Consider the following 23,101-nt stretch of genomic DNA (forward strand, 5'->3'; position numbering starts at 1 on the left):
TTGAAATCGGGACAGGCGCCGGAAAGTACCAAAGTCCGCCGAAGGCGGATCCGTCCTCCGGCGGAGAAAAATCAAGCGTTCACTACGCGAAACGCTTCGTGAAGTGTAGCTATCGGAAAAAACGGCTGGAAATTTCCACTCTGAAGAAACAAATGCCGCCTTGCGGCATCCCGCATTATCCGCAATTAATATTAATGAGCGGGATAAACTAGGCGTCTAACGGCGCCGTCGGACAGTATTTGTTTCCAAATCCGACCCTGGAAATTTCCTAATCGCCATTTTTTCCGAAGGCCATATCTGGAATTCGTCATTCTTAATTCGAAGTGAGACACTGCCCAAACTTCAAGCACAGGGTTGTCGGTCATCGCAAAGGTTCACGGTTTCAGACGGAAGCAAATCATAATTTCAGCGTTCTCAGTTCCGGTGCCGCGACGCGGACAGCCGCCACTGTCACGAGTGTCATACTCCCTCCGAACACGACTGAAGGAACGAGGCCGAGGAGTTTGGCGGCGACTCCCGATTCGAACGAGCCGAGCCCGTCGGAAGTACCCGTGAAGATCCCATTCACTGCGGACACGCGCCCGCGCATTTCGTCGGGAGTCAAAAGCTGAAGGATCGTGCTGCGAATAACGACACTCACATTATCGAACATGCCGCTCAAGAGGAGGAATGCGAGCGACAGATAGAAATTCCGCGATAGCGCAAAGGCGATCACCATTACACCGTAGGCGAAAACACATGCGAAGAGATTTCTTCCCGCTTTTCTGAACATGGGATAGTTCGCCATCACGACTGATATTATGATCGCTCCCACCGCGGGCGAAGCTCTCAAGAGGCCGAGTCCTCTCGGGCCAACGTGGAGCACCTTATCTGCAAATATCGGGAGCACGGCAAAAGCTCCGCCGAAGAAAACCGCAAACATGTCGAGAGTAACCGCGCTCAGGAGCGCCTGGTTACGAAATACAAATCGAACTCCAACCGAGAGGCTCTGCATTACAGTTTCTTGCCGGTTTCTCACCGGCATCGGCTTATTATGGATCAACGCGAAGAACGCAAATCCGATTGCGCTCAAGAGGATGACTGCGCCATAAGCGGTCCCGATGTCCGCAAAGCTGTAAACCAATCCGCCCACAGCAGGTCCCACCACCTCCGATATCTGCCAGGAAACGGTTCCCCATGTGGAAGCATTCCCGTATAACGCGCGCGGTACCAGCTGGGACGAAAACGCCGCCTGAGCCGGCGACATGAATCCCCGAGTCAGTCCGATCACGAAAATGACCACGTAAATTGGAAACACGCCGTGCTGGAGGAGAATAAAGTGGAGCTCCGTGGAAATCAACAGAAGGGTCGCGGCGCACAGCGAGTAGACACCGCCAGTGACCAGGATTATCTTCTTCCTTGAGACAACATCCGCGACATGACCCGCAACTAGTGCGATTCCGAGAAAGGGCGCAGCTTCACAGAATCCAATCAGTCCGAGCGACAACGCATCGTGAGTTTCCTGGTACACCTGCCATCCCACAACAAGTGACTGCATCTGAATTGCGAATGTCTGAGCGAACCGTGCGAGCACAAACCATCGGAAGTCGCGAACCTTAAGAGATGCGTAAGGATCGGTATTGTCGAGGGATTCGATCATAAATAATCAGTGAAGATAACGACATGAAGGAAAGAAGAAAAACCCGATTCAGTGAATGGAAAGATATACAGGGGGTTCGTCGAATAGACTTCTGGCAGCCGAGAATTTGAAGTACCCCTTTTCGCACTCCACCTTTCGCGGCGGGAGCGCAAACGATTCTACATACGCAGCGATGAGGTTCCCGGTAAATAAATTGTAGATTGAAATGCCTGAACTGTCCGCGATTATCGAATACTTCTGTCCGGTGTACTCGCGAGAAGGAAAGAGCTCGCGGAACTTGTCGCTGCAGTAGATCGCAGGAGATGCGACCAGCGTTAGAAGTAGTGTGTCTTTAATCCAGAAATAGATCCGGGATGAATCCGAAACCATAAACCCCATCCTGCCGTTGCCAACGGCTGATGGAAACGGTTTTCTCACTGTAATCCCGACCGGGCTGCAGGAATCTTCGGTCCCGATAAATTCCATCCATTCTGTCGATGGAGGAAGCCGACTCGTGTCGATCCGCATTGTGCGAACTTCGTCTTCTGTTCCCGAGTAATCCCTGTAGAGTCTGATATAATTTCCGATCCCGACTCTTTCCATGAGAAATTTTGAATAGAGACCGGCAACGGGGTATGAGATGCTCGGGTCGTTCTTCTCAAATCCATCCTTCGACAGGAGTTCGCTGAAATCCAGCGATCCCGATTTTTCCAGGAAAATTCCTGCGTTCAGTACCACTCCGGGATCGAGTCCGCCGCGTCCGCCTAACGCTACCGCAAAACCCTCCTGGAAGAAAGGATGAGCATAGAGCGGCAACATTCTGAGCTTATAGTTCATCAAGAGATGGAGAAGCTCGTGGAAATGGCAGGGATAAGTGCTCACGACGCAGTCGTAGGCAAGATTGTAAATTCCTCGGGTATTGAATCCGGTCATTGATCTGATTTCGTCCTGGTTCTTACACAGATAATAAAAGATTTTCTCACGCTTCAACAGTACATTCGAGACAGAGTCGATCCCGAGGAAGTCGACCATTCTTTCGATAAACCTGTCAAGAACCGAGATGCAGTATGTATTGGTGCTGACCGTATCGCTGACCACAAATGTGAAGAACTTGCTATCGATTCGTTTCCACTTACGCGAGAAGTAAGCAATGGGAGATACCAAATTCCCATTTCGGAAGTAATAAGTCCGATGGAAATCCAATTGTGGAACAGCAAGATTCAGCCGACAGAACCCATCAGGAAGCGAATCGATTTCAGAAGCGAACGAACCGTTCAGGAAAGACGGCAGAACTTGCGCGGTGAGTCCGTACGAGATGAGAAATTTATTCTTGACCCCTTCGTATTTTATTCCAAGACGCGAGGACTGCTGCAGACCGGCCGGATCGATATCGTACCTCAGCGAATCGCTGTCGGAGACAAGATGGCGGATAAACCGCTCGATTCTCTGGCTCGTAACGATTTGTGCGACGGTCTCATCGGAAAACAGTACTGCTGACGCGATGAATATGAGCGTCAGCTGCAAGAAAGCTTTCAACGTCATTCTACTTTTAATTGACCATCACCTTAAAGGTGACGGTCAATTAGCAATTAGTACATTAGTCAGGCTACTTCGCCTTCATGGGATAAGGCGGAGTTTCGGGGAACGTCGCAGGACTTTCCTTTACCTCCTTCAAGGCTTCCTGGATCGCCGCCTCGAGTTGCGGATCCCTTCCGGCCATCACCGACGCCGGATCATTGTCGACATATATGTCCGGGTCACCGCCATGGTTCTCGATCCACCATTTGTCCTGCTCGCCGAAGAAACCGTTGTTGGATTGTTCGACGTGTCCATTGTCGATAGTCGTCTGGGTATTGACGATCCCTGTAAGCCCGCCCCATGAAAGCGTTCCTACAATCTTTCCGAGATTACGTGCCTTGAAGTCCATGAGGAATGCCTCTCCATCGGATCCGTTATACTCATTCGAGACGACGACATATTTTCCCGTCGACGTGCTTCCCGGATATCTAAACGGTACCATGTTTGCCAGGACGTTGTGTGCCACCATCTGCCTCTCCAGCTTGTCGATGAGGAAGTATTCCGTCCATCCTCCTGAATTCCGGCGGACATCTATTATGATTCCCTTTTTGTACCGGAAAGCCCTCCAGAATTTATCGAACTCGCCGATATTATCGGAACCCATCGCATTAATGTGCATGTAGCCGAGATCGCCGTTGCTCTCTTTCAATACTTTATGAATGTTGTCAGTCAGCCATTTAAAATACCTGAGATTGGAACCGCCATTCAGAGGCGTTACTTCGTATGTCCTGGCTCCTTCTTCAGTCGGTTCGCTGTTGACGGTGACCTTCACCTTCTGGTCCTTCACCACCTGCAGATATTTGAAATAATCATCAGGCGTTTTTATAACATGACCATCAATCGCGATGAGAAAATTGCCTTCTTTGAGATTGATGTCGGGCCTGACGAGAGGCGACTTGAGGTCGAGGTCATATTCTGTCGGTCCATAAATTGTCGAGAATCTATAGTATCCCGACTTGTCCGGGACAACATCCGCGCCGAGCCAGCCGGTGTAGACTTTGGATTTCGGCGGGTCGACAGGTCCAAAGTCGCCGCCGCTTATGTATGTATGCGAGACGCTCAGTTCGCCGACCATCTGCTGCATCACCCAGTTGAGTTGAGCCCGCGAAGTTATATATGGAATGTACGAGCGGTATCTTTCTCCGATCGCCTTCCAGTTCAGTCCGAACATACTCGGGTCGAAGAAGAAATCCCTGTACCAGCGCCACGTGTCGTCGAATATTTGCAACCATTCTTTCTGCGGGTCGACAGTGTAAGTCATCCCGTCCAGGTTAAGTTTCTCTCCGAGGCTCTTGGTCTTAAAGGCATCTCCCCATGTTGTGGTATAAATGTCCTTGTCTTTGCTGATTATAAGATTATCGCCGTTCAGTGAAGTACCGAAGTCCGCGATCTTGTCGGGGAGGACAACTTCTTTTTTCGTTTTCATATCGAAAATATGGAAATCCCATTTTGTTTCGCCGCCCGGTTCGAAGATCTCGCCGTACTCGTCTTCGGTAAATTTCGGAACGGAGCACCACCCGACCATGTCCGTCGCCGCCTTCAAGAAGAAATAGTTACCCGACTCGACCGGGAGAGGACATGTCCGCTGACCGATGCCATCGAGATCGATTCTGAACGAAGCGGATGCGGCCGGCTCATCTTTCTCAACCGGGTCCGAGAAGGGAGGCTCCAGACCCGACTGCAGCTGTACCACCATAACTTGTTGCGGGACGTCTATGACATGGTTGTCCTCGTAAAAATCCATCTGCACATGAAAATTCCTGCTGGACAAGTAGTACAGATACTTTCCGTCCGCATCAAAAACAGGATTAATGTTGTCGAAAAAATCGTCAGTGATTGAGAAGCTCTTGTTTTGTTCGAGGCTGTAAAGATAAATGACGCTGTTCTTGTTGTAATTGACAAAAGAATATGCGATCCATTTGCTGTCGGGAGACCAGGAGTAATCGCTTATCTGCCAGTAGAACTCGTCATTTTTCAACTGGTCCGATGAGGCGAATTTATAAAGTTGCTTCGTCGCGACATCGATGTAATAGATATCGAAATTCTTGTTTCCGAAGAGAATTTTCTTGCCGTCAGGGGACCATAGGAGGTGGTAGCCGGTTCTGTCCAGAGAAGTGGTCAGAGGTATCCAATCTCCGCCGTCAAGTTTTTGGGTATACAGCTCGTATTCCCCGGTCTTATCCGAGAAGAATGCGACCCATTTCCCGTCGGGTGAGATTTCGGGGTACATCTCTCGCGTACCCGGAGTGTTGGAAAGATTCACGGGTTGTCCTTTTTCAGTTGGGACCATGTACACATCGCCTCTGGCCTCGAGCGCGATAGCTTTTCCGTCATCCGAAATATTGAAAGAGTGAATATAGTCTTTCGGATTGATGACGCGGTTCCTGATCTCCCATCTATCCGACGGGATATTCACATTGATTTGCTTTGAGAGACCGGTTGAAGGATCGAGAACATTCAGGTATCCGTCATGAACGTACACAATCTCCTTCCGGTCCGTCGACGGCGTCATTACGTCAACATCGGAGTAATTCGTGACGGGCGTAATTGTCATACCGGATAAATCTTCTTTGCACAAATTCGATATTCCATTCGTGCTGTCGCAAACGAAGTACATTTCGTTCCCGATCCACATCGGGTAGGCATTCACGCCTACGTAGCTGCTGATCGGGGTAAACTGATTAGATTTGAAATCATACATCCAGATATCGGAGTGCCATCCGCCTTTATATCTTTTCCAGTAATATGCTTCAGGACCTTTTCTCACATAGACCATCTTATTACCGTCCGGAGAAAAACTGCAATCGACTCCGCGATCGATCGGAAACCTATCGGGTGCGGATCCGTCTTTGTCCACGAAGTAGAGATTCGGATCCCTTGCTATGAAGTCCTCCCAATACGAGCGGAACACAACGCGCTTACCATCGGGAGTCCAAGTTACCGTTTCGTCGCCGCCGGGATTGTATGTTATGCGTGTGGGTGCACCGCCTCCGGACGGCATTACATAGATCGCCGGCGTGCCGTCGTAACTTGCCGTGAACGCAATTTGTTTGCCGTCGGGGGAGAACCTTGCTCTGTACTCAACTCCAGGAAAAGTAGTGAGGCGGATCGCGGTGCCGCCGTCCGAAGCGACAAGCCAAAGATCGCCCTCGTAAGTGAACACGATTTTATTTCCATAGATGTCGGGATCGGTCATGAACCTTCCTTCTTGCTGCGCGAAGCTGACCGCCGTAACCAACAGACAGAATAAAGAGAAAAGCGTGAACGTTTTCATGTTTTATTCCTCCGACCCTTTCTTATAAATGAGACAAGTGAATTGGTTTCGCAGATCAAAGGGATTGCGACTGGCTTTGCACCACCATCTTTGCCGGGCTGATTATTCTTTCCAATCCACCATCGCCCGACAGACTTCAGCTCCGTCGCCTTCCCGCCCGATCTCGCAATAATATTTTCCGTTTGATTCGACCGAAGACACAATCATCTTCTCGCCGAGCTGTGCTTCGGACAAGAAATTAATCTCAAACGATTTCAGAGTTTTAGTTTCGAGTATGTCACGCGGAAAGCTATCGAGTATCCATGTCATGTATTTCGAGGAATTGACATGCCTGTTAACATCGATGTCCCCATATCTAACGACCTGCTCGAAATCTGTTTTATGGGCATCAAGCTTCTCAATCTTGTCGAGTCTTGTCTCGATCTCGTTCTTGTCAACTTGATGGGGAAAATTACTTTTAAGCAGATCGATTCTTTGAATCCTCGATGTCTTTCTGTCAATCACGAGCCAGGCTGACGTTGCTGAAACGAGCTTTTCTTTTTTATCGGACCAGATCACAAAGTCTCTAAGACCGAAAAGCTTGTCCGTCCCCTTTCCCCAGGTTTCGACGTGTACATCCTGATCCCACATGGGAAACTTATGGAACAATGCCAGGAATCTGGAGAGGACCCACAGCTGCCCCTCCGCTTTGAGTGCATCGTAGCTGAATTCGGATTTATTGGCGTGAGCCCAGGCGCTATCCATCAGGAAACAAAAGAGGACATCGGGCTTCGCCCTTCCCCGCTGATCGACTTCATGAGAATGGAGATGGAATGTTCGCTCGAGAACAGGTGGTACTGTCATGACGCTCCTTCAATGCGAAGACAGAGTTGAAAAAACGAGGAACCGGCGCATCCGCACACCGGCGGATTCATCCACTTATTATTTCGGTTCCGGACCTTCCGTTACCTCAACGAGGTCATCAGGACGGAGCCACTTTGCAAAGGCATCCTTCACGTCTTTCGCCGTGAGCTTGAGATAAATATGTGCAGCCCTTATGGGTTCGTCGAGCGGAAGATCGTGCGCGGCCCTCGATAGTAATCCTCCTGCGATACTGTTAACGCTGGATTCCGAGAGTGGTATCTCCCTCATGAGAAGTGCTTTTGCCTGCTTTAGTTCGTCATGAGTCACTTCCTCATCCTGCATCTGCTTCAGGTCCCTGATGATAATCGTGCGGGCGAGTGTGACTTTGTCCGGGTCGCAGGCATAACTCGCTTCATACATACCGCGAGTTTTCGAAACGTCGAAGCTGGAGCCGACATAGTAAACCAATCCTTCATTCTCACGGAGGTCGCGGTACAATCTTGTCGCGTAAAACGCACCGCCTAGGACGTGATTACCGAGTTGAAGTGAATAATAATCGGGATCCGAACGTTTAACCCCGAGCATCTCGGCAAGATAGACTTTGTCCTGGACCCGGCTCTTGTCCGGGACGCTGGCATTCGCGGTCTTATTCAGCGGGACAGATGGAAGTTCTGTTTCGGGTTTCGGTCCCGACGTCTTCCATGTTCCGAAGTATTTGGATACAACTTCTTTTGCGGAATCCGCCGAGACATTCCCTATGACCACAATAGTGGTCATGTCCGGGCGAAACGCGGCCGAGTAATAGCTCTTTACATCCTGAAGTGTCAGGGAATCCACTGTCGAGGGAGTCGTCTCACGAAGTGCCGGATCATTTTTCGGTAATATCGTGGAATGAATCGCACGGGTAGTGAGATAATCTGGACTTTCAAGCCGCCCCGCGAGAGTTGCGGACGTCTGTCGCTGGATTGTCTTGAAAGCTGATTCAGGAAATGCCGGATTGAGTTCGTCGTCAGCGAGGAGTTGGACACCGCGGTCGAACCTTCCCGCAAGAACGCTGAGTGAAAAGTTCGCGCCTCCCGAAGCGTTGGCGCCTATATCGTCAAGCGATTTCTGAAACGCGATTCTATCAAGAGTTGTGGATCCGTATTCGAAAAGTTGATTCAGGATTCCTGCCGTTCCTTCCTTTCCCGCGGGTTCCTGCAGCTCGGGATTGTTCTTGACATAGCCAGAGACGGTAATCGTATTGCTGATTGTCTCCGGCTGGATAATAAGTTTCAGTCCGTTCGCCAGCGTAAAAACTTTCGGTTTCACAGTTGAATTAGGGACGGTGACCCGACCGACTGCAACTTCGGCCCACTCCGGCAGCTTGACTCCCTTGACTTCCTTCGGGGTGAACGATTCAGCTCCTCCGAATCCGCTCGAGGACACGGGTTTACCCGATGCTTCGGGCGTCAGCACTGCCACGATGGCATGCTCACGGTCAATATATTTTCTCGCAACCCTGTTGACATCCTCGACGGTTACGCTCTCCATCATTTTTAGATCGTCATCAGGAGAATTCCTTCCTTCAATCGCGACGGCGTCTGACCACGCCGACGCCAATCCGGACACGGAGTTCTTTTGGAATTCGGCGTCGGATATTTCGTGACGCTTCGATGCTTCGACAAGCTCAGGGGAGACTCCATTTTTCAGCTCGTTGGAAATTATGTCGTCCATCAAATGAACGATGTTCAGTCCATCAAATGATTTCGGGAAAGCAGCGACAGCAAATCCCAGGCTTGATTTCGGCATTGGGTCCAACTCGAAGCCGGCAAACAGCGCGCGGCCTTCCGGAACCAATCCATACAGTCTACCCCGCTGATTACTGAGGACATCGGACAACACTTGCGTCGCGGCGTAATCCGGACTATCAGTTCCGGGAAATCTATAGGCGATCACGGAAAATCCGTATGGCAGGTCGGTCGTCGAGCTCAGCGTGTCAGTTCTTACTCCGTTGAAATCGAACGCCGGCTTCGACGGTAATTCGCGGGCGGGAATGTCTTCGAAGAGTTTTTTCGCCTCCCTGAGCGCTTCGTTTGGATTTACATCGCCGACGATAACGAGTACCGCGTTATTCGGTACATACCATGTCCTGTGAAACTGTTCGAGCATGTCGGCGGTGGTACTGTCGAAAGACGGTCGCGTGCCAAGCGCGTCGTGAGCGTATGGCGTACCCTTGAACATCGCCTCGAGCAATTTAGTGAAGAAGACGTACTGCGGATTCGATAGGTCAGCCGCGACCTCTTGTTCTATTGCCCCGCGCTCCTTGTCCCAGAGGCTATCGCTGTCGAGAATATTCTTCATCCTGATCGCCTCGATGCGTAACGCGACGTCCAGGTCTTCTGACGGGACCGTGAAAAAGTACTGCGTCACCATTTGCTGAGTATCGGCGTTGTAGTCTCCGCCCATCGCCGCTGTCACGTCGGCAAGCTGAGCCGCCGAGAGACCCGGACTTCCGCGGAACATCATATGTTCAAGCGCGTGCGCTGTTCCGGGAAACCCCTGTGGTGCTTCGTCTGATCCGACCAGGTAGTTGATCTCGGTCGTCACAACAGGAGCGAGTGGATTTCGGACTATGACGACTTTCAGCCCATTCTTAAGAGTCGATCTCAAGACTGTCTCAGTGCCGGCGTTGCTCTTTCCGTAAACGTTGCCTGCATTAACCACTGCAACTGTCGCTGCAAAAAGTAGTGCGATCGTTGCCGAAATCGATCTGGCAATTTCGCCAAGATCTTTTTGAAATAAATTCCTCAACATTATTCCTCCATGAGTATTGATCGTTCTGATTTTGAAAGTCGTTATGAATGGCTTTGCCTGCCGCGAGGCCGCCTGTGATCGTGACCGCCTCCCCGATCACGACCATAGCCCCGGTTTCCTGAGAATCGCTTTCTGTGGATATCTTTCCTGGAAGGAAGAGGAGACTTCGGCTCGGGTAGCGGCGTCAGCAAATCGTCCTCCGGATAAATTGACGGGATATCCTCACCAAGGAATTGCTTTATCGCGGGCACGAAGTAAGCGTCGGTCTCGCTCGCAAAACTTATCGAGACCCCCTCCGCGCCCGCTCTCCCTGTCCGTCCAATCCTGTGTACGTAGTCCTCTGGATTTTCAGGCAAAGTATAATTGACTACGTGACTTATTCCCTCGACATGAAGTCCCCTGGCGGCGACGTCGGTGGCAACCAGGACTTTTATCTTCCCCTCCCTGAAGTCTTCGAGCCGTTTGATCCTCCTCGTCTGCTCCACATCGCCCGACATAAGAGTACAACTTATTCCATACGCAGAGAGGTAATCTTTGAGATCCCTCGCGATGTCTTTCCTGTTCGCGAAAACAAGAACACGCTGCAGTCCTCTGACCATTATCAGGTTGTAAAGTATCTTGAATTTCTCCAGGTCTGTCGTCAGGTAGAAAATCTGCTTTATGGTCTTTACGACGACACTTTCCGGTTCTATTTCAACCAGCTCGTGTTCGCGAGTCCACCTCGAAGCAAGTCGGTTGATCTCCGGTGTAAGAGTTGCGCTGAAAAGCACCGTCTGTCTTTTGTTTTTCGGCGGGGTACTTTCTATTATTCTCCGCACATCCGGAATGAATCCCATATCGAGCATTCGGTCGGCTTCGTCGATGACGAGAATTTCGACTTTGTCGAGATGGACGTTGCCTTGCTTTTTAAAGTCAAGGAGTCGTCCGGGCGTCGCGACTACTATATCGATGTCGTCGGCTGAAAGCAGTTCTCTCTGTTCTTTATAATCGATTCCTCCAAGAACTTCGAGGACTTTCAGTCCGGTGTATTTTTTCAACCCGTCCGCATCTTTTTTAATCTGCATCGCGAGCTCTCTTGTAGGCGCGAGTATCAGAACTCGCGGCGACTTCCGACCCGGCTGCGGCCTGGGATTTCTCAAGAGGTAATTAAGAATCGCGATAAGGAATGCTGCGGTCTTTCCCGTACCGGTTTGCGCGCGGCCCGCGGCGTCCAGCCCGGCGAGAAGCTTGGGAAGAATCCCCGCCTGGATCGGAGTGCAGTATTGAAATCCAAGGTCGGCAATCGCGTGCATGACCTCCGACGGCAGATCGAAATCGTGGAAGCGCACTTTGCCTTCCGAGGGAGGGACGGCATAACTCGACGGATCCCATCGTGCGTGATCATCTTTGAAACTAACCGCCGCCTGACCGGCCTGTCGCGCGGCGCCTCCTTGTTCCTTGCCCGTGGACCTCGGCGGGCGATTTTGTCCGCCTGGCCGCTGCTGCCTCTCGTACTTCGGTCTTCCGCCTTGAAAATTCTTTCTATCGTGAGCGTGATCCCGCTCCTCGCCAACTCTCTGCTCCCGCCGACCCTCCTGCCTTGCTCCCTGTTGGCCCGTCTGAACCGGTCTGGATTCCGTCTGACGCACCGGACCCGGTTCGCTCTTTGGTCTTTGCTCGACCGCCTTGTTCTCCTTTGGAGTCTTTGACCGGCCGAAAAGTTTCTTTAATATCTCTCTTAACAAATTACTTCCACCATTCCTTCATTTATATGTGACTAATCTTCTTCGCCGTAAGTTTTGTTTGATCGGCAAAGCAAAAATTTCACGGACGCTGGTTTCAAATAACCACCGCCTCTCTTTCCAGATTGATACCGAATTTCTTTGAAACGGCAGATTCGATATCTTGTGCGAGCGATAGGATCCCTGCCGACGTACCAGAATAATTCACAAGGGCAAGCGCGTGATTCGATGAAATACCGACCCCGTTTCTTTTGTACCCCTTCCTGAAACCGGAATTCTCGACGAGCCACGCTGCCGGTATCTTGATTCCTCCGTCGCTCTTGAATCCGGGAGCTCGATCGATGTTGTTCGCTTTCAATCTCTCGGCAAATTTTGAGAACTCCATTTCAGAAAGGACGGGATTTACAAAAAACGACCCGACAGATCTGGAGTTTGGATCGTTCTCATCAATGAGCATGGATTTTTTTCTTCTCAACTCAAGCACCGCATTCCGAGCGTCAGCTAGGGAACATTTATCGGCTGCTATGGATTCGGCTTCGAGGTAATTCATTAACTCGGCGTACCTGACCACAGCAACATCCGATCTCCTGAATTTATATGTCACCTCAACGATTACAAATCTCTCTTTGTCTTCGGATTTGAACCTACTTTTGCGGTAACCGAAGCCACACTCAGCGGAACTAATCTCAACGAGCTCACCGGAATGTCTGTCAATCGCTTTTACAGATTCGATAACATCCTTCACTTCTTGCCCGTATGCGCCGACATTCTGGATGGGCGTCGCGCCGACAGAACCGGGTATACCCGACAGGCATTCCACTCCGGCAAACTTATTCGCGACGCAGAGCCCTACAAGGTTGTCCCAGACTTCGCCTGCACCAGCATGGACACTCGCATAATCGCTTCCGTCTTCGATCGATATTCCTCTCAGGTCGATTTTGATAACCAGGCCATCAACGCCTCCGTCGGAAAACACGATATTGCTCCCGCCTCCCATAATTATTACTCGAAGCCTCTCGGCATTTGCGAAATGGAGAGCGGAAGAAAGTTCATCAACCGTTTGACAAGACAGGAAAAACTTCGCTTCTCCGCCAAGTCTGATGGTAGTATACCCGGCGAGAGGGACTCGTGTCTGCAATCCGATCAGATTTTGGGACGAAACCATTACTATTGAGTAAAGATAACCAATTCCGATGAGATAATAAGCGGAAGAGAGGGTAAGGTAGTGCATCAAGTTCAACTGCGTCTATCCCCTTGCGAAAATGTCCCGCTCCGAAGGAGTCCCTTAGGGAAAGGGATCCCTTCGGGAGAGTCCCGTGGGGTAGGAAGAACTTCTCTTCGGCTTGATGTCTGGTTATTGCGATTTTTTGTCGGGCGGATGAATGGGAGTAGATATTCAAAAAATCGCGTACAGCTGAGCACGGGACGATCCCGATGCCGCCTTGCGGCATCCCGACATATAAATATTTGGACGGGACGCTAGTCGGGACCATTTTCGCGGGCACCCTTTTTGCGCCTCCAATTATTGTATATGCGGCGCATCCGCTTCTGGCGGACTTTCGGTTCACTTTTCCCGTTCAGAAACAACCATACGATGAACGGGATCCCGTAGAGCGGGACTTTTGGGTGAGCAAAAGTCCGCCTTGCGGATCGCGCGCATTTGTAGACACAAATGGAGCGCGAAAAGTGAACAGCAGGGGATATACAAGATATGTAGGAATTAACAGTACTTTCTTTTGTCTTGACATCCCGACGAAGGTCGGGACAGGCTCCAGAGAGTACCAAAGTCCGCCAGAGGCGGATCCGTCCTCCGGCGGAAAAAAGTCAAGGTCGATGACTCGACTCGTCGAGCTTACGGAAAAAATGGTTGACAACTCAACTCGTTGAGTTGGAAATTTCCCCTTGGAAGAAAAAAATGCCGCCTTGCGGCATCCCGCATTATCCGCAATTAATATTAATGAGCGGGATAAACTAGGCGCCTTTGGCGCCGTCGGACAGTATTTGTTTTGCCGCTTCGTCATTATAGGTGTCAATAATGATGCGGCATCCCGCATGGCGGGACTTAAACCCGCTCTGGAAATTTCTGCCGCTTCTACATTATGGTTTTATTTATGATGCGGCATCCTCGATCCCGCAGGCCGGGATCGGGACTAATCGCCATTTTTTCCGAAGGCCCTATATAGAGTCCTTCTTTCCGATTCAATGTGAGCCACTACCGACGGCAATCTGGCTAGAACGACCCATCAGCATGACCGGTTGCAATGAGTGTCATTGACAGTGTAATAGGGGTGCTTTAAGTTCTTGCGGGATAACAAATGTCGGGATGATCAAATGAATAAGAAATCCTGGTTGATTCTGTTCATGGTCTTCTTCGCCAAAGCGGTAGACGTCCACGCGCAGGTAGAAACAGGCGTGCCCTTCATGACGATACCCACGTCGGCGCAGGGAAACGGAATGGGCGGGATCGCGGCGTCGCTCATAACCGACGACGCTATATCGAACATCGCGAACCCGGCGCAATCAGGAATTTTCGGTCTCGACAGAACGCTCAGTCTCAGCTTTTATGCTCCGAGAACTGCATGGCTCCCTTACTTCACATCCGATATGAGCATTGACGCGACGGCACTGAGCATAGGGAGCAGACTTGACAGGGCTCTCGACCTTCCGATGCCCGTGGGACTCGGAGTAACTTATTCACGTGTGTATTTCGATCTCGGTGTTTTCGACCTGACTTCATCCGAAGGCCCGACAATTATCGGGCAGTATCATCCGTATGAGAAGACAGACAACCTTACAATTGGTCTCGGCGTCGACTACGTTGTCAAATTCGGAGCCGGGTTCACGCTGAAGTGGATCGATTCCGAGCTTGCGCCTTCCGGAAGCGGACAGGAGACCAACTCAGCTTCTGCCAAAGTGCTTGCACATGACTTCGGTGCAATCGCCCAGGTTCCTCTCGTCGACTTGTATGGGGCAATTCTTGACGACCGGCCGACATTCGGAAACGGCGTTGAACCATTTCTCGATCTGACATTCGGCTACGCGCGACGAAATATCGGACCGCTGGTCTCGTACGGCAATGCTTCGCAGGGAGATCCGCTTCCGAGACAGGCCGTCCTCGGATGGAACTTCGAGATCGGATTGAGAACGGATTTGAACGGCAATAAGTTGGACCTCATGTCTTTCATGTGGGGTCGGGAAGCCGAGGACTTAATCGTGAACGTCACGACGGATTCGGTCCCTTCTCCCGGAGGCATAATTTATTCCAACTCGATAGCATACCAGAGCGGCCTCGGTGATTTAAGGCCGTGGAGCAACCTTATCCTGGGAAAAACGTTTAACAAGATCGATCTTCAGACCGGGTGGCAGTTCCAGATAGGGGAATGTCTGTATATCCGCGGAGGGTGGTGCAATGGGGTCGAAAACTGGAGCTACAATAGTCGTGGCGCGACATTCAAGTTGAATGGATTCCTCCGCATGCTCAAATATATCGGTCTCCTCGGTCACGAGGGAGCCATGGAATCATTTTTGTTGAACCATCTCGATATTCAATACAGCATGAGTAACTTCACCAGCAATGTGAATGCAGCTTTGAACGGCACACAATTCAGCTCGCTCAACTTTGTCGTCAGGTAGTATACCTAATCAGGAGGGACTGGCATGGCACGATTATTTTTCTATGCTGGATTGATTGCACTCGTTGCGGCTCCTCAATTATCCCGCTGCCAGGAAATCAGTGAAATTCCGGTAATGTCGGTTCCAGTCTCTGCGGAAGCGAACGGAATGGGAGGCGTATCAGGATCTGTCATCTCTGAAAACTCGATGGCGACGATTTCTAATCCTGCTCAGCTCGGAATTTTTACTCTCCACAACATTTTTAATGCCGGCACTTATCTCATGAGCACTCCATACAGTGACGGCTTCAGCGGCTACGATATCAATCTGACTGCCTCGTCACTGAACATCGGCACAAGCTTCGGCGAAGAAATCGGATTGCCTTTCGATTTCAGCCTGGGAGGTGGTTACTCAAGACTCAATCTCGACGAAAACTCTGGTTACACTCACATCCTTGATTGGTGGGAACACGAAGACAATTACACAATCGCGATCGGTTTCAAATGGTTCGCGAGTTTGGGATTGGGATACACACGGAGCACTCTCAATTCCGAGATCCACAATTGGGGCCCCACCGAAAATATAAATACGGCCAGCTCCAATTACGGCGTCATCCTCGAAATACCGGTTTTCGATTTCCTGTCGCTCGTCCGCGGCGAGGAACTTTCTATTTCGGGAAAAATCAAACCCGTTTTAGATTTTACGCTTGCGTCGGCCATAAGAAATGTGGGGAGCGACACTGGGCTCATGACTCCTTACGGCGGGTCCAATCTCCCACGCGAAGCGATGCTCGGACTGAATTTGAACTTCAAGCTGAGAACAATTTTCAACGGCCGACCGTGGGATGTTTTTTCATTTATCTGGGCAAGAGAAGCAGGCGACAACCTGACGCAGGTGAATTCATATATCGATCCGCTATCGGGAATCGTAAGATATCAACCCGGGTACAGGAGTGGACTAGGAAATATTTCGTTCCTCGATAACCTGATCTTCGGAAGAAATGACGGGAATGTCGATTTGAAAAAGGGCTGGCAGGTACAGGTTGCGGAATTCGTGTATGTCAGGGGCGGTTCATTCCAGGGTGAAATTCTTCCGGGTTACACGACATTCGGAATAGGGTTAAGATTGGATGGAATGGTAAACCTCCTTGCTGCCTGTAATCTTGTGGATGCCGACGACGATGTCTTCGGATTTCTCCTGGACCACGTTGACGTGCAATATGATCATGCCGAATACTCAAGCGCTACAAATCCGGTAGTGAGCGGCACAACCTTCAACACGATAAATGTGGTATTCAAGTAATCATCGGTGGCAATAAAGTCTTAGAGCAAACTCAAAACAGGGACCGGGAAGTTGAAGCCACATTATCTTATTTTGTTTGCTTTTCTTCTTGTGCAGAGTATAGCCAGCGCGCAAGATTTGATTATGCAATTACCGACTTCTGCGGATGCAAATGGAATGGGTGCAATTGCCGCATCATTCGCATCGGATAATGCAACGGCAACTATCGCTAATCCCGCCCAGCTCGGTATGTTCAGCCTCAATGGAATTCTTAACGCGAGCACTTACTTGACGAAGACAAATTGGTCATCCAGCCCTTACATGTCGTTGAACGCTTCCGCGCTCAATGTCGGTATCAATCTCAGCAATTTTTTTTCAATGCCGTTTCAGGCGAGTGTAGGTCTCGGCTATTCCACGGTGTTCTTTGATTTAGGATCAATTGAAACTGAGTACGGCATCTCCCCATGGAAGGAGAACCAGGAGTGCTACACGATTGGAGCCGGCTTTGATTGGATCGTACGCTTAGGAATGGGATACAGTTTGAAGATCGGAAACTCGATCGAGCCCGGATCGGATGTATTCAACACTTCCTCACAGAACTCAAGAGTATATACTCACGACTATGGGGTGATGATGCAATTACCCCTCAGTGAAATCGTGTCGCGACTTTCGGGAAAACCGATCATGTTGTTTCCTGCCGTCAAGCCATTTGTCGATATTAATTTGGGCTACTCCAAAAGGAATATAGGTGGTTACGCGATCTATCCGCTCCTGTCGGATTCTTTTCCGCAGCCACGAACGGCGACGCTCGGACTTAATTTTGAGTTGGGCCTTCGAACGCAAGTGGGTAACAAGGAGTGGACTCTTCTCTCATTCGTCTGGGCACGCGAAGCAGAAAACACCATGGTGAAGGCGACAGCTGTTGATGATACCTCGATGGATTATCCCTTCTACGAATACGGATACGCCAGCGGGTTCGGAACATTCAAACCAATCGCCAACCTCATTCTCGGAAAGATTTATGGCGTGGACGAATTGCATAAGGGTTGGCAGATCGGGGCGGCTGAATTTATCTACATCCGCGGCGGTTCGGTGGAGAACTTCGTATTCACTTACTATACTTTCGGCACGAGCATAAAGCTGAACGGGTTTATCAGACTTCTTTCCGTTTGCGGAATAGTCAATCCTGGGACAGGATTCACGCGGTTTTTCCTCGATCATATCGACCTGCAGTATCATTCCAGCGTCTACAAATCGGGTTACGAGCCCGGACTCGATGGGACAAAGTTCCAGGCGATCAATTTGGTCGTTCGGTGAGAAGAGAATGGACGATCATTATATGATGTGAAAACGACAAAATCGAGAATCGACCAGAAATAGAAAAAAGCCTTTCATATTCCCATCCTTCGCGCTTCGTCAATAATTTATTATTCCCCATTCATCACCACTGGCTCTCAACTTTTTCCTATTTACTCTTCACCTTTCACTCTTCACTCCAAACTGCTCATCAAGATCCCCGAAAGCAGCTTCGGGTAGAAATAAGTCGACTTCTGCGGCATGACAGCTCCCGCGTCAGCAACTTCGCGGACCTGCTCGACTTTCGTCGCGTTGAGTATGAATCCCACCTGACCCTTTCCTGACTGGACGGCAGCGTCCACCTCGTCCTTGTCTATTGTGTAGTTGATGTTCAACTTTTTCTCCTGCGCCTCTTTGGAGATACCGAGCTTCTGACGCAGCACATAGTCGTGAAGGAGCGTTACATCCAGTCTCTTCACAGGTACCGGTAGATTTTCTTTAACGATCGATTGCACATCCGAAGTCGGCTTTAGTTTCATTATATGATACTCTTTTTCGGAGAGGACAAGTCCGAATGAATGATCTCCTGACGACTGGAGTGAATTAGCGAGCGAGTTGATATCATCCTTCCGGGTCAAATCAAAATATTCGCCGACCCCGGTTTTCAGTTGTGCAGGATTGAAACCATTCAGGCTGTGTATGATCCTGTGTGTCGGATAAACAATCAGCCCGGAATCGAACATGTTCGTGAAATACATCATTATATAATCAAATGCTTCCTCGCCCGAGCTTTTCCTCTCGAGCATGAGCCGTTGATATTCCAGCGCGGTCTCGTATCTGTGGTGGCCGTCGGCAATGTAAACGGGAAGCTTTGACATCACCGTCTGGAAGACCTTCACCACAGCTGGATCTGCAATCCGGTGAATCACATTTTTGATTCCATCATAATCTGCTTCGAGGTACGGCTTTGTCCGGTTGAGCTTTTCGTACTCCTTCTCGAGGGTCCTTCCTTCCTCGCCGTAGATCCCGAATATCTGGCTGAATGTCGCTTTCGTCGCTTGCATGAGCTGGAGTCGATCCAACTTAGGCCCTGACAGAGTGTGTTCATGAGGAAGGACAACACCCGCTTCGAACGGTTCGAGCTTGATCCACGATACGAACCCCCTCCTCATGACTGACCTTCCGGCCTGCGTCTTGAATGTCTGGAAGTATGGATAGATCGCCGGCTCAGTATCCTGGACCAATATCTTCTCTTTGATCATCCGCTGCATCTCTGATGCGGCGACGGGATAAGGATTCGATTCTCTGTTGAGATCGAGCCTGATGATATTGTTTTGACTCCTCCTGTAGAGCTCAGCTTGAAGATCTTTGCTTATAATGTCATATGGTGGTGCAACTACTTCTGAAAGATTTGTCGATTGTGTGTTGTAATGGATTGCCTTGAAGGGCATGATCAGCGCCATGGTTTTCTCCTGTTTGCCGAAATCATAATAACAATTGAAGGTTTCGACTTGCAAGGGGGAATTGCATCGCAACTTACGATGCTCCGAAGATCAAAGGGACTCCCTTCCGGCGGAATCATCTGGATCGGAAGCTCCGAACGAGCCGGGATACTCTCGGGTTTTACGATTCTAAGGGAATCGTCTATTTCCCCAGCGTCTTCTTCGCCATCGCTATTTGTGCGCTGTGGTAAACGTTATGATAAATTACTCCCTGGAGCATAAACCTGACTCCATGGTCCCGGCCGGGCGCCGTCTGCTCGAGCCTGTTCTCGTTCAGCTTCGATACCGCTTCTTCCAGTTTTTTCTCCCGCGAGTCGAGCTGCTTAATCGTCCTGTTCCATGCTTCCTTGCTCGTCTCTTTCACAGCGGGCCAGTCCTGTTCAGGCGGCGGCTCGACTGCGATTCCCCCGAGTCGTTGAGTTGAAATGTCGATCCACGAGGAGATGTGAAGCACCATCTCCCAGATCGAGTGTCCCCCGTTAGCCTGCTTGTCCGCGGCCATTGTGTGCGTCACGCCCGAAAGAATTTCTTTGACCGAAGATCCATGCCACGGTTTCCCCTCGTACATCTCACGAAGTTCCTTGACAATTCTATTTACTTCATTCATCTGGAATTCCTCCCGGAAATTGATTCTTGAATAGGAGTTTTTTCCCTGAGGCCTCAATATCGTTAACCGAATTTCCCCGTTTTGAGTTTCACCCCCCGACATCCCCGCGCATCCGGAAGTTCCAACTTCTCCAGGCCGGATCTTAGCGGTACCCGAGCCTTCTTATCTTTGCCGCGTCGTCACGCCACTCCTTTTCGACCTTCACAAAAAGTTCTAGAAAAATCTCATGCCCGATCATTTTCTCGATCTGTCTTCTCGATGACTGGCCGATCTGCTTGAGCGCGGAACCGGATCTCCCGATCAATATTCCCTTCTGAGAGTCCTTCTCCACGTAGATTACTGCCCGGATGTATGTTTTTCGCTCAGTGTCGCTATCCCTGAATTCCTCGATCTCGACAGTGGTGGAGTACGGGACTTCCTCCCTGAACATTTTAAATATCTCCTCGCGGATGATTTCGCTCACGAAGAACCTCTCGTCCCTGTCGCTCATATAGTCTTCCGGATAGAACTGCTCGCCCTCGGGAAGATAGTCGACGAGGCACTTCTTTAATTCGTCGAGATTGTCTCCCTTTACCGCCGACACGGGGAAGATATCTTTGAACGGATAGATTTCACTCGCCTTCTGGATCATTGGAAGTATTTCGGACTTCTTCACAAGATCCACTTTATTCAACGCGAGGAGCACCGGTCTCTTCTCTTTCTCGCCGGATAATTGACGAACGATCGCCGAATGCCTGAGAGAATCTGCCGCCGCACTCCCGCTCGCGTCAACCATGAGCACGATAATGTCCGCCTCGCCGATCGCTTCTTCTGTGGACGACATCATCACTTCTTGCAGCGCGTATCTCGGATTTATGATACCCGGTGTATCGAGGAAGACGACCTGGTAATTTTCGCCGGTGAGTATTCCCGCTATCTTATGCCGGGTGGTCTGTGGTTTAGGAGTTACGATGGAAAGTTTCTGACCCAGAAGCGCATTCAGCAGAGTCGACTTGCCTACATTTGGTTCCCCGATGAGGGCGACATAACCCGAACGGTACGGCTTCCCCTCTTTGGATTTTGCTCCCATCCCCACTCGTGCTACGGGTTCTGAGCGGTCACGATTCTATTCAAATCAGTACCGGTCCTTCCGACAGAAGCTCGTCAAAGCGCCGCTTCGCCGCTTTCCTCCGTGCGGACCCTGATTACTTCTTCGACCGGATAAATAAATATCTTCCCGTCGCCGACCTGTCCGGTCTTCGCGCTCTTGATTATTGTCTCAACTATCTTATTTACACTATCATCCGGTGCGATGATCTCAATTTTCATCTTCGGCAGAAAATCAATCTGATATTCCGACCCGCGATACATTTCAGTGTGGCCCTTTTGCCGCCCGTAGCCCTTGACCTCAGTAATCGTCATGCCCTTTATACCGATTTCAATCAGCGCCTCCCGAACATCATCGATCTTGAACGGACGGATGATTGCTTCGATCTTTTTCATTTCCAACTCCTTTTTGAAACGAGAACTGGTCTTCAGCCTCTTGAAACCAATATGGGCACAAACCGGTGTTAGAAGCAAGAAACAGTCGAACCATGGGCCGGAGACGTTTGATAATCTAAGGTCTACCCATCAACACCGGCAATTGTAACGGAAACCGATGTGTGTTAAATTTTACGTACAGCAATCGGAGCAGAATTGATCGCAAAACTGGCATTGGCCGACGGAACGGTTTTCACCGGACAATCATTCGGCGCGGCGGGAGAGACCGCGGGTGAAGTTGTTTTCAATACAAGCATGATCGGTTACCAGGAAGTCCTTACCGATCCATCTTATTGCGGGCAAATCGTAACGATGACGTATCCTCAAATCGGCAATTACGGGATTAATCCTGAAGATGTCGAGTCATCCAAACCGCAGGTGGCAGGTTTCGTAGTCAGAGAATACAGCAAGTTCTACAGCAACTTCCGCGCGACCGAAAGCCTCGGCGACTACCTCCGCAGAAACAACATTGTCGGCATAGAAGCCATCGACACAAGGAAGCTCACGAGAATAATCAGGACCGTCGGCGCGATGAATGCCGTCATATCGACAGTCGATCCCGATGATTCCTCCCTTGTTCAGAAGGCGCGCGAATTTCCATCGATGTCGGGACTCGATCTCGCAAAAGTCGTCACCACGAAGACTCCCTATAAATTCTCGACGAACGGAAAGTCGGGAAAGAAATTCAGGGTCGTCGCGTACGATTACGGGATCAAGACGAATATTCTGAGGAAGCTATACGAACGCGGCTGCGACGTGACTGTCGTGCCTGCAGGTTATTCCGCAGAAGAGGTTCTAAACGACGATCCTGACGGCATTTTCCTCTCAAACGGGCCCGGTGATCCGGCCGCCGTGACTTATGCAATTTCGAATGTGAGAAAACTGATAGGTAAGAAGCCGATGTTCGGGATTTGTCTGGGTCATCAGATCATCGCACTTGCCGCGGGCGCTAAGACATTCAAGATGAAATTCGGCCACCGTGGTGCAAACCATCCGGTCAAGAACCTCATGAACGCGACGGTGGAGGTTACTTCACACAACCACGGATTTGCCGTCGACCCGGATAGTTTACCCTCCGATTATGAAGTCACGCACATCGACCTGAACGATAACATACTCGAAGGTTACAGGCACAAGAGCCTCCCGCTTTTCTGCGTGCAATATCATCCTGAAGCGTCACCCGGACCCCACGACAGCGATTATCTTTTCGATGAGTTCATGGCGATGATGGAGACCGTCGCACCCGTGAGAGCAAGAGAAATATAAATTCCAAAAGATGACTACAGCAGTTGTGACTTCCGCGTTAATGAAGTTCTGGCGCGCACTCAGAGAATTCATTACCGGCGTTTTTTCCGATCGCGGGTCCGGCCCGAGATGCTGCTGAGCTGAATCACTCAATTTCCAAATTCAAAAAATTCCGCTGGGTTTACTCCAGCGAATGGTTGCAATCAT

Annotated in this window: 18 protein-coding genes; 7 read left to right on the forward strand and 11 right to left on the reverse strand. The window is 50.2% G+C overall.

The features are described 5' to 3' along the window. The coding region (locus VIS48_05285; protein ID HEY9165555.1) for a hypothetical protein at positions 1–212 on the forward strand (212 nt) is incomplete at its 5' end. Positions 213–397: 185 nt separating this feature from the next. Here the strand turns inward: VIS48_05285 and VIS48_05290 are convergent. The 7 genes from VIS48_05290 to VIS48_05320 form a co-directional block, all read right to left on the reverse strand. Beyond that, on the reverse strand, positions 398–1,639 hold the full coding sequence (locus tag VIS48_05290; GenBank protein HEY9165556.1) for an MFS transporter: 1,242 nt from the start codon (positions 1,637–1,639) through the stop codon (positions 398–400). Positions 1,640–1,687: 48 nt separating this feature from the next. Continuing rightward, a complete protein-coding gene (locus VIS48_05295; GenBank protein ID HEY9165557.1) occupies positions 1,688–3,154 on the reverse strand; it encodes a hypothetical protein in 1,467 nt (488 codons plus the stop codon). 70 nt (positions 3,155–3,224) lie between these two features. After that, positions 3,225–6,470 (reverse strand): S41 family peptidase, encoded by a 3,246-nt coding sequence (locus VIS48_05300; protein ID HEY9165558.1) that lies wholly within the window; start codon positions 6,468–6,470, stop codon positions 3,225–3,227. 102 nt (positions 6,471–6,572) lie between these two features. Then, a complete protein-coding gene (locus VIS48_05305; protein HEY9165559.1) occupies positions 6,573–7,313 on the reverse strand; it encodes an acyl-ACP thioesterase domain-containing protein in 741 nt (246 codons plus the stop codon). A 78-nt stretch (positions 7,314–7,391) separates the two neighbouring features. Then, positions 7,392–10,109 (reverse strand): pitrilysin family protein, encoded by a 2,718-nt coding sequence (locus VIS48_05310; protein ID HEY9165560.1) that lies wholly within the window; start codon positions 10,107–10,109, stop codon positions 7,392–7,394. Between the two features lie 41 nt (positions 10,110–10,150). Further along, entirely contained in the window at positions 10,151–11,833 is a 1,683-nt protein-coding gene (locus tag VIS48_05315) for a DEAD/DEAH box helicase (protein HEY9165561.1), read from the reverse strand. Between the two features lie 94 nt (positions 11,834–11,927). Beyond that, a complete protein-coding gene (locus VIS48_05320) occupies positions 11,928–13,061 on the reverse strand; it encodes a UDP-N-acetylmuramate dehydrogenase (GenBank protein ID HEY9165562.1) in 1,134 nt (377 codons plus the stop codon). Positions 13,062–13,264: 203 nt separating this feature from the next. Between VIS48_05320 and VIS48_05325 the strand changes: the two genes are divergently transcribed. The 5 genes from VIS48_05325 to VIS48_05345 all read left to right on the forward strand — a co-directional run bounded on the left by VIS48_05325 (position 13,265) and on the right by VIS48_05345 (position 18,040). After that, a complete protein-coding gene (locus VIS48_05325; protein HEY9165563.1) occupies positions 13,265–13,717 on the forward strand; it encodes a hypothetical protein in 453 nt (150 codons plus the stop codon). A gap of 15 nt (positions 13,718–13,732) precedes the next feature. Continuing rightward, positions 13,733–13,945 carry a hypothetical protein gene (locus tag VIS48_05330; GenBank protein ID HEY9165564.1) on the forward strand — a complete coding sequence of 71 codons (213 nt, stop codon included), beginning with the start codon at positions 13,733–13,735 and terminating at the stop codon, positions 13,943–13,945. A gap of 216 nt (positions 13,946–14,161) precedes the next feature. After that, a complete protein-coding gene (locus tag VIS48_05335) occupies positions 14,162–15,463 on the forward strand; it encodes a hypothetical protein (protein ID HEY9165565.1) in 1,302 nt (433 codons plus the stop codon). A gap of 24 nt (positions 15,464–15,487) precedes the next feature. Beyond that, the gene (locus VIS48_05340; GenBank protein HEY9165566.1) at positions 15,488–16,744 is read left to right on the forward strand and encodes a hypothetical protein; all 1,257 of its coding nucleotides are present in this window, start codon (positions 15,488–15,490) and stop codon (positions 16,742–16,744) included. 156 nt (positions 16,745–16,900) lie between these two features. After that, positions 16,901–18,040 (forward strand): hypothetical protein, encoded by a 1,140-nt coding sequence (locus VIS48_05345; protein HEY9165567.1) that lies wholly within the window; start codon positions 16,901–16,903, stop codon positions 18,038–18,040. A 173-nt stretch (positions 18,041–18,213) separates the two neighbouring features. Here VIS48_05345 and VIS48_05350 read toward each other — a convergent pair whose 3' ends face one another. The 4 genes from VIS48_05350 to VIS48_05365 form a co-directional block, all read right to left on the reverse strand. Beyond that, on the reverse strand, positions 18,214–19,482 hold the full coding sequence (locus VIS48_05350; GenBank protein ID HEY9165568.1) for a DUF1015 domain-containing protein: 1,269 nt from the start codon (positions 19,480–19,482) through the stop codon (positions 18,214–18,216). A gap of 181 nt (positions 19,483–19,663) precedes the next feature. Then, entirely contained in the window at positions 19,664–20,128 is a 465-nt protein-coding gene (locus VIS48_05355; protein HEY9165569.1) for a DinB family protein, read from the reverse strand. Between the two features lie 142 nt (positions 20,129–20,270). Continuing rightward, positions 20,271–21,197: a GTPase Era gene (era, locus tag VIS48_05360; GenBank protein ID HEY9165570.1), complete on the reverse strand. Its 927-nt coding sequence runs from the start codon at positions 21,195–21,197 to the stop codon at positions 20,271–20,273. A gap of 74 nt (positions 21,198–21,271) precedes the next feature. Continuing rightward, a complete protein-coding gene (locus VIS48_05365; GenBank protein ID HEY9165571.1) occupies positions 21,272–21,610 on the reverse strand; it encodes a P-II family nitrogen regulator in 339 nt (112 codons plus the stop codon). Between the two features lie 195 nt (positions 21,611–21,805). On the opposite strand from VIS48_05365, the gene carA reads away from it, so the two are divergent. Beyond that, complete coding sequence (gene carA, locus VIS48_05370) at positions 21,806–22,915, forward strand: glutamine-hydrolyzing carbamoyl-phosphate synthase small subunit (GenBank protein HEY9165572.1); 1,110 nt, start codon at positions 21,806–21,808, stop codon at positions 22,913–22,915. Positions 22,916–23,101 lie beyond the last annotated feature (186 nt).

The organism is Candidatus Kryptoniota bacterium (genome assembly GCA_036567965.1).
GTDB lineage: Bacteria > Bacteroidota > Ignavibacteria > Kryptoniales > JAKASW01 > JAKASW01.

What these genes read in the sequence shown, in the direction of transcription:
- VIS48_05310 (HEY9165560.1), bottom strand. Translation starts at nt 10,109, where the DNA reads ATGTTGAGGAATTTATTTCAAAAAGATCTTGGCGAAATTGCCAGATCG.
- VIS48_05365 (HEY9165571.1), bottom strand. Translation starts at nt 21,610, where the DNA reads ATGAAAAAGATCGAAGCAATCATCCGTCCGTTCAAGATCGATGATGTT.
- VIS48_05300 (HEY9165558.1), bottom strand. Translation starts at nt 6,470, where the DNA reads ATGAAAACGTTCACGCTTTTCTCTTTATTCTGTCTGTTGGTTACGGCG.
- VIS48_05290 (HEY9165556.1), bottom strand. Translation starts at nt 1,639, where the DNA reads ATGATCGAATCCCTCGACAATACCGATCCTTACGCATCTCTTAAGGTT.
- VIS48_05355 (HEY9165569.1), bottom strand. Translation starts at nt 20,128, where the DNA reads ATGAATGAAGTAAATAGAATTGTCAAGGAACTTCGTGAGATGTACGAG.
- VIS48_05305 (HEY9165559.1), bottom strand. Translation starts at nt 7,313, where the DNA reads ATGACAGTACCACCTGTTCTCGAGCGAACATTCCATCTCCATTCTCAT.
- VIS48_05345 (HEY9165567.1), top strand. Translation starts at nt 16,901, where the DNA reads ATGGGTGCAATTGCCGCATCATTCGCATCGGATAATGCAACGGCAACT.
- era (HEY9165570.1), bottom strand. Translation starts at nt 21,197, where the DNA reads ATGGGAGCAAAATCCAAAGAGGGGAAGCCGTACCGTTCGGGTTATGTC.
- VIS48_05340 (HEY9165566.1), top strand. Translation starts at nt 15,488, where the DNA reads ATGGCACGATTATTTTTCTATGCTGGATTGATTGCACTCGTTGCGGCT.
- VIS48_05335 (HEY9165565.1), top strand. Translation starts at nt 14,162, where the DNA reads ATGAATAAGAAATCCTGGTTGATTCTGTTCATGGTCTTCTTCGCCAAA.
- VIS48_05320 (HEY9165562.1), bottom strand. Translation starts at nt 13,061, where the DNA reads ATGCACTACCTTACCCTCTCTTCCGCTTATTATCTCATCGGAATTGGT.
- VIS48_05325 (HEY9165563.1), top strand. Translation starts at nt 13,265, where the DNA reads ATGCCGCCTTGCGGCATCCCGACATATAAATATTTGGACGGGACGCTA.
- VIS48_05350 (HEY9165568.1), bottom strand. Translation starts at nt 19,482, where the DNA reads ATGGCGCTGATCATGCCCTTCAAGGCAATCCATTACAACACACAATCG.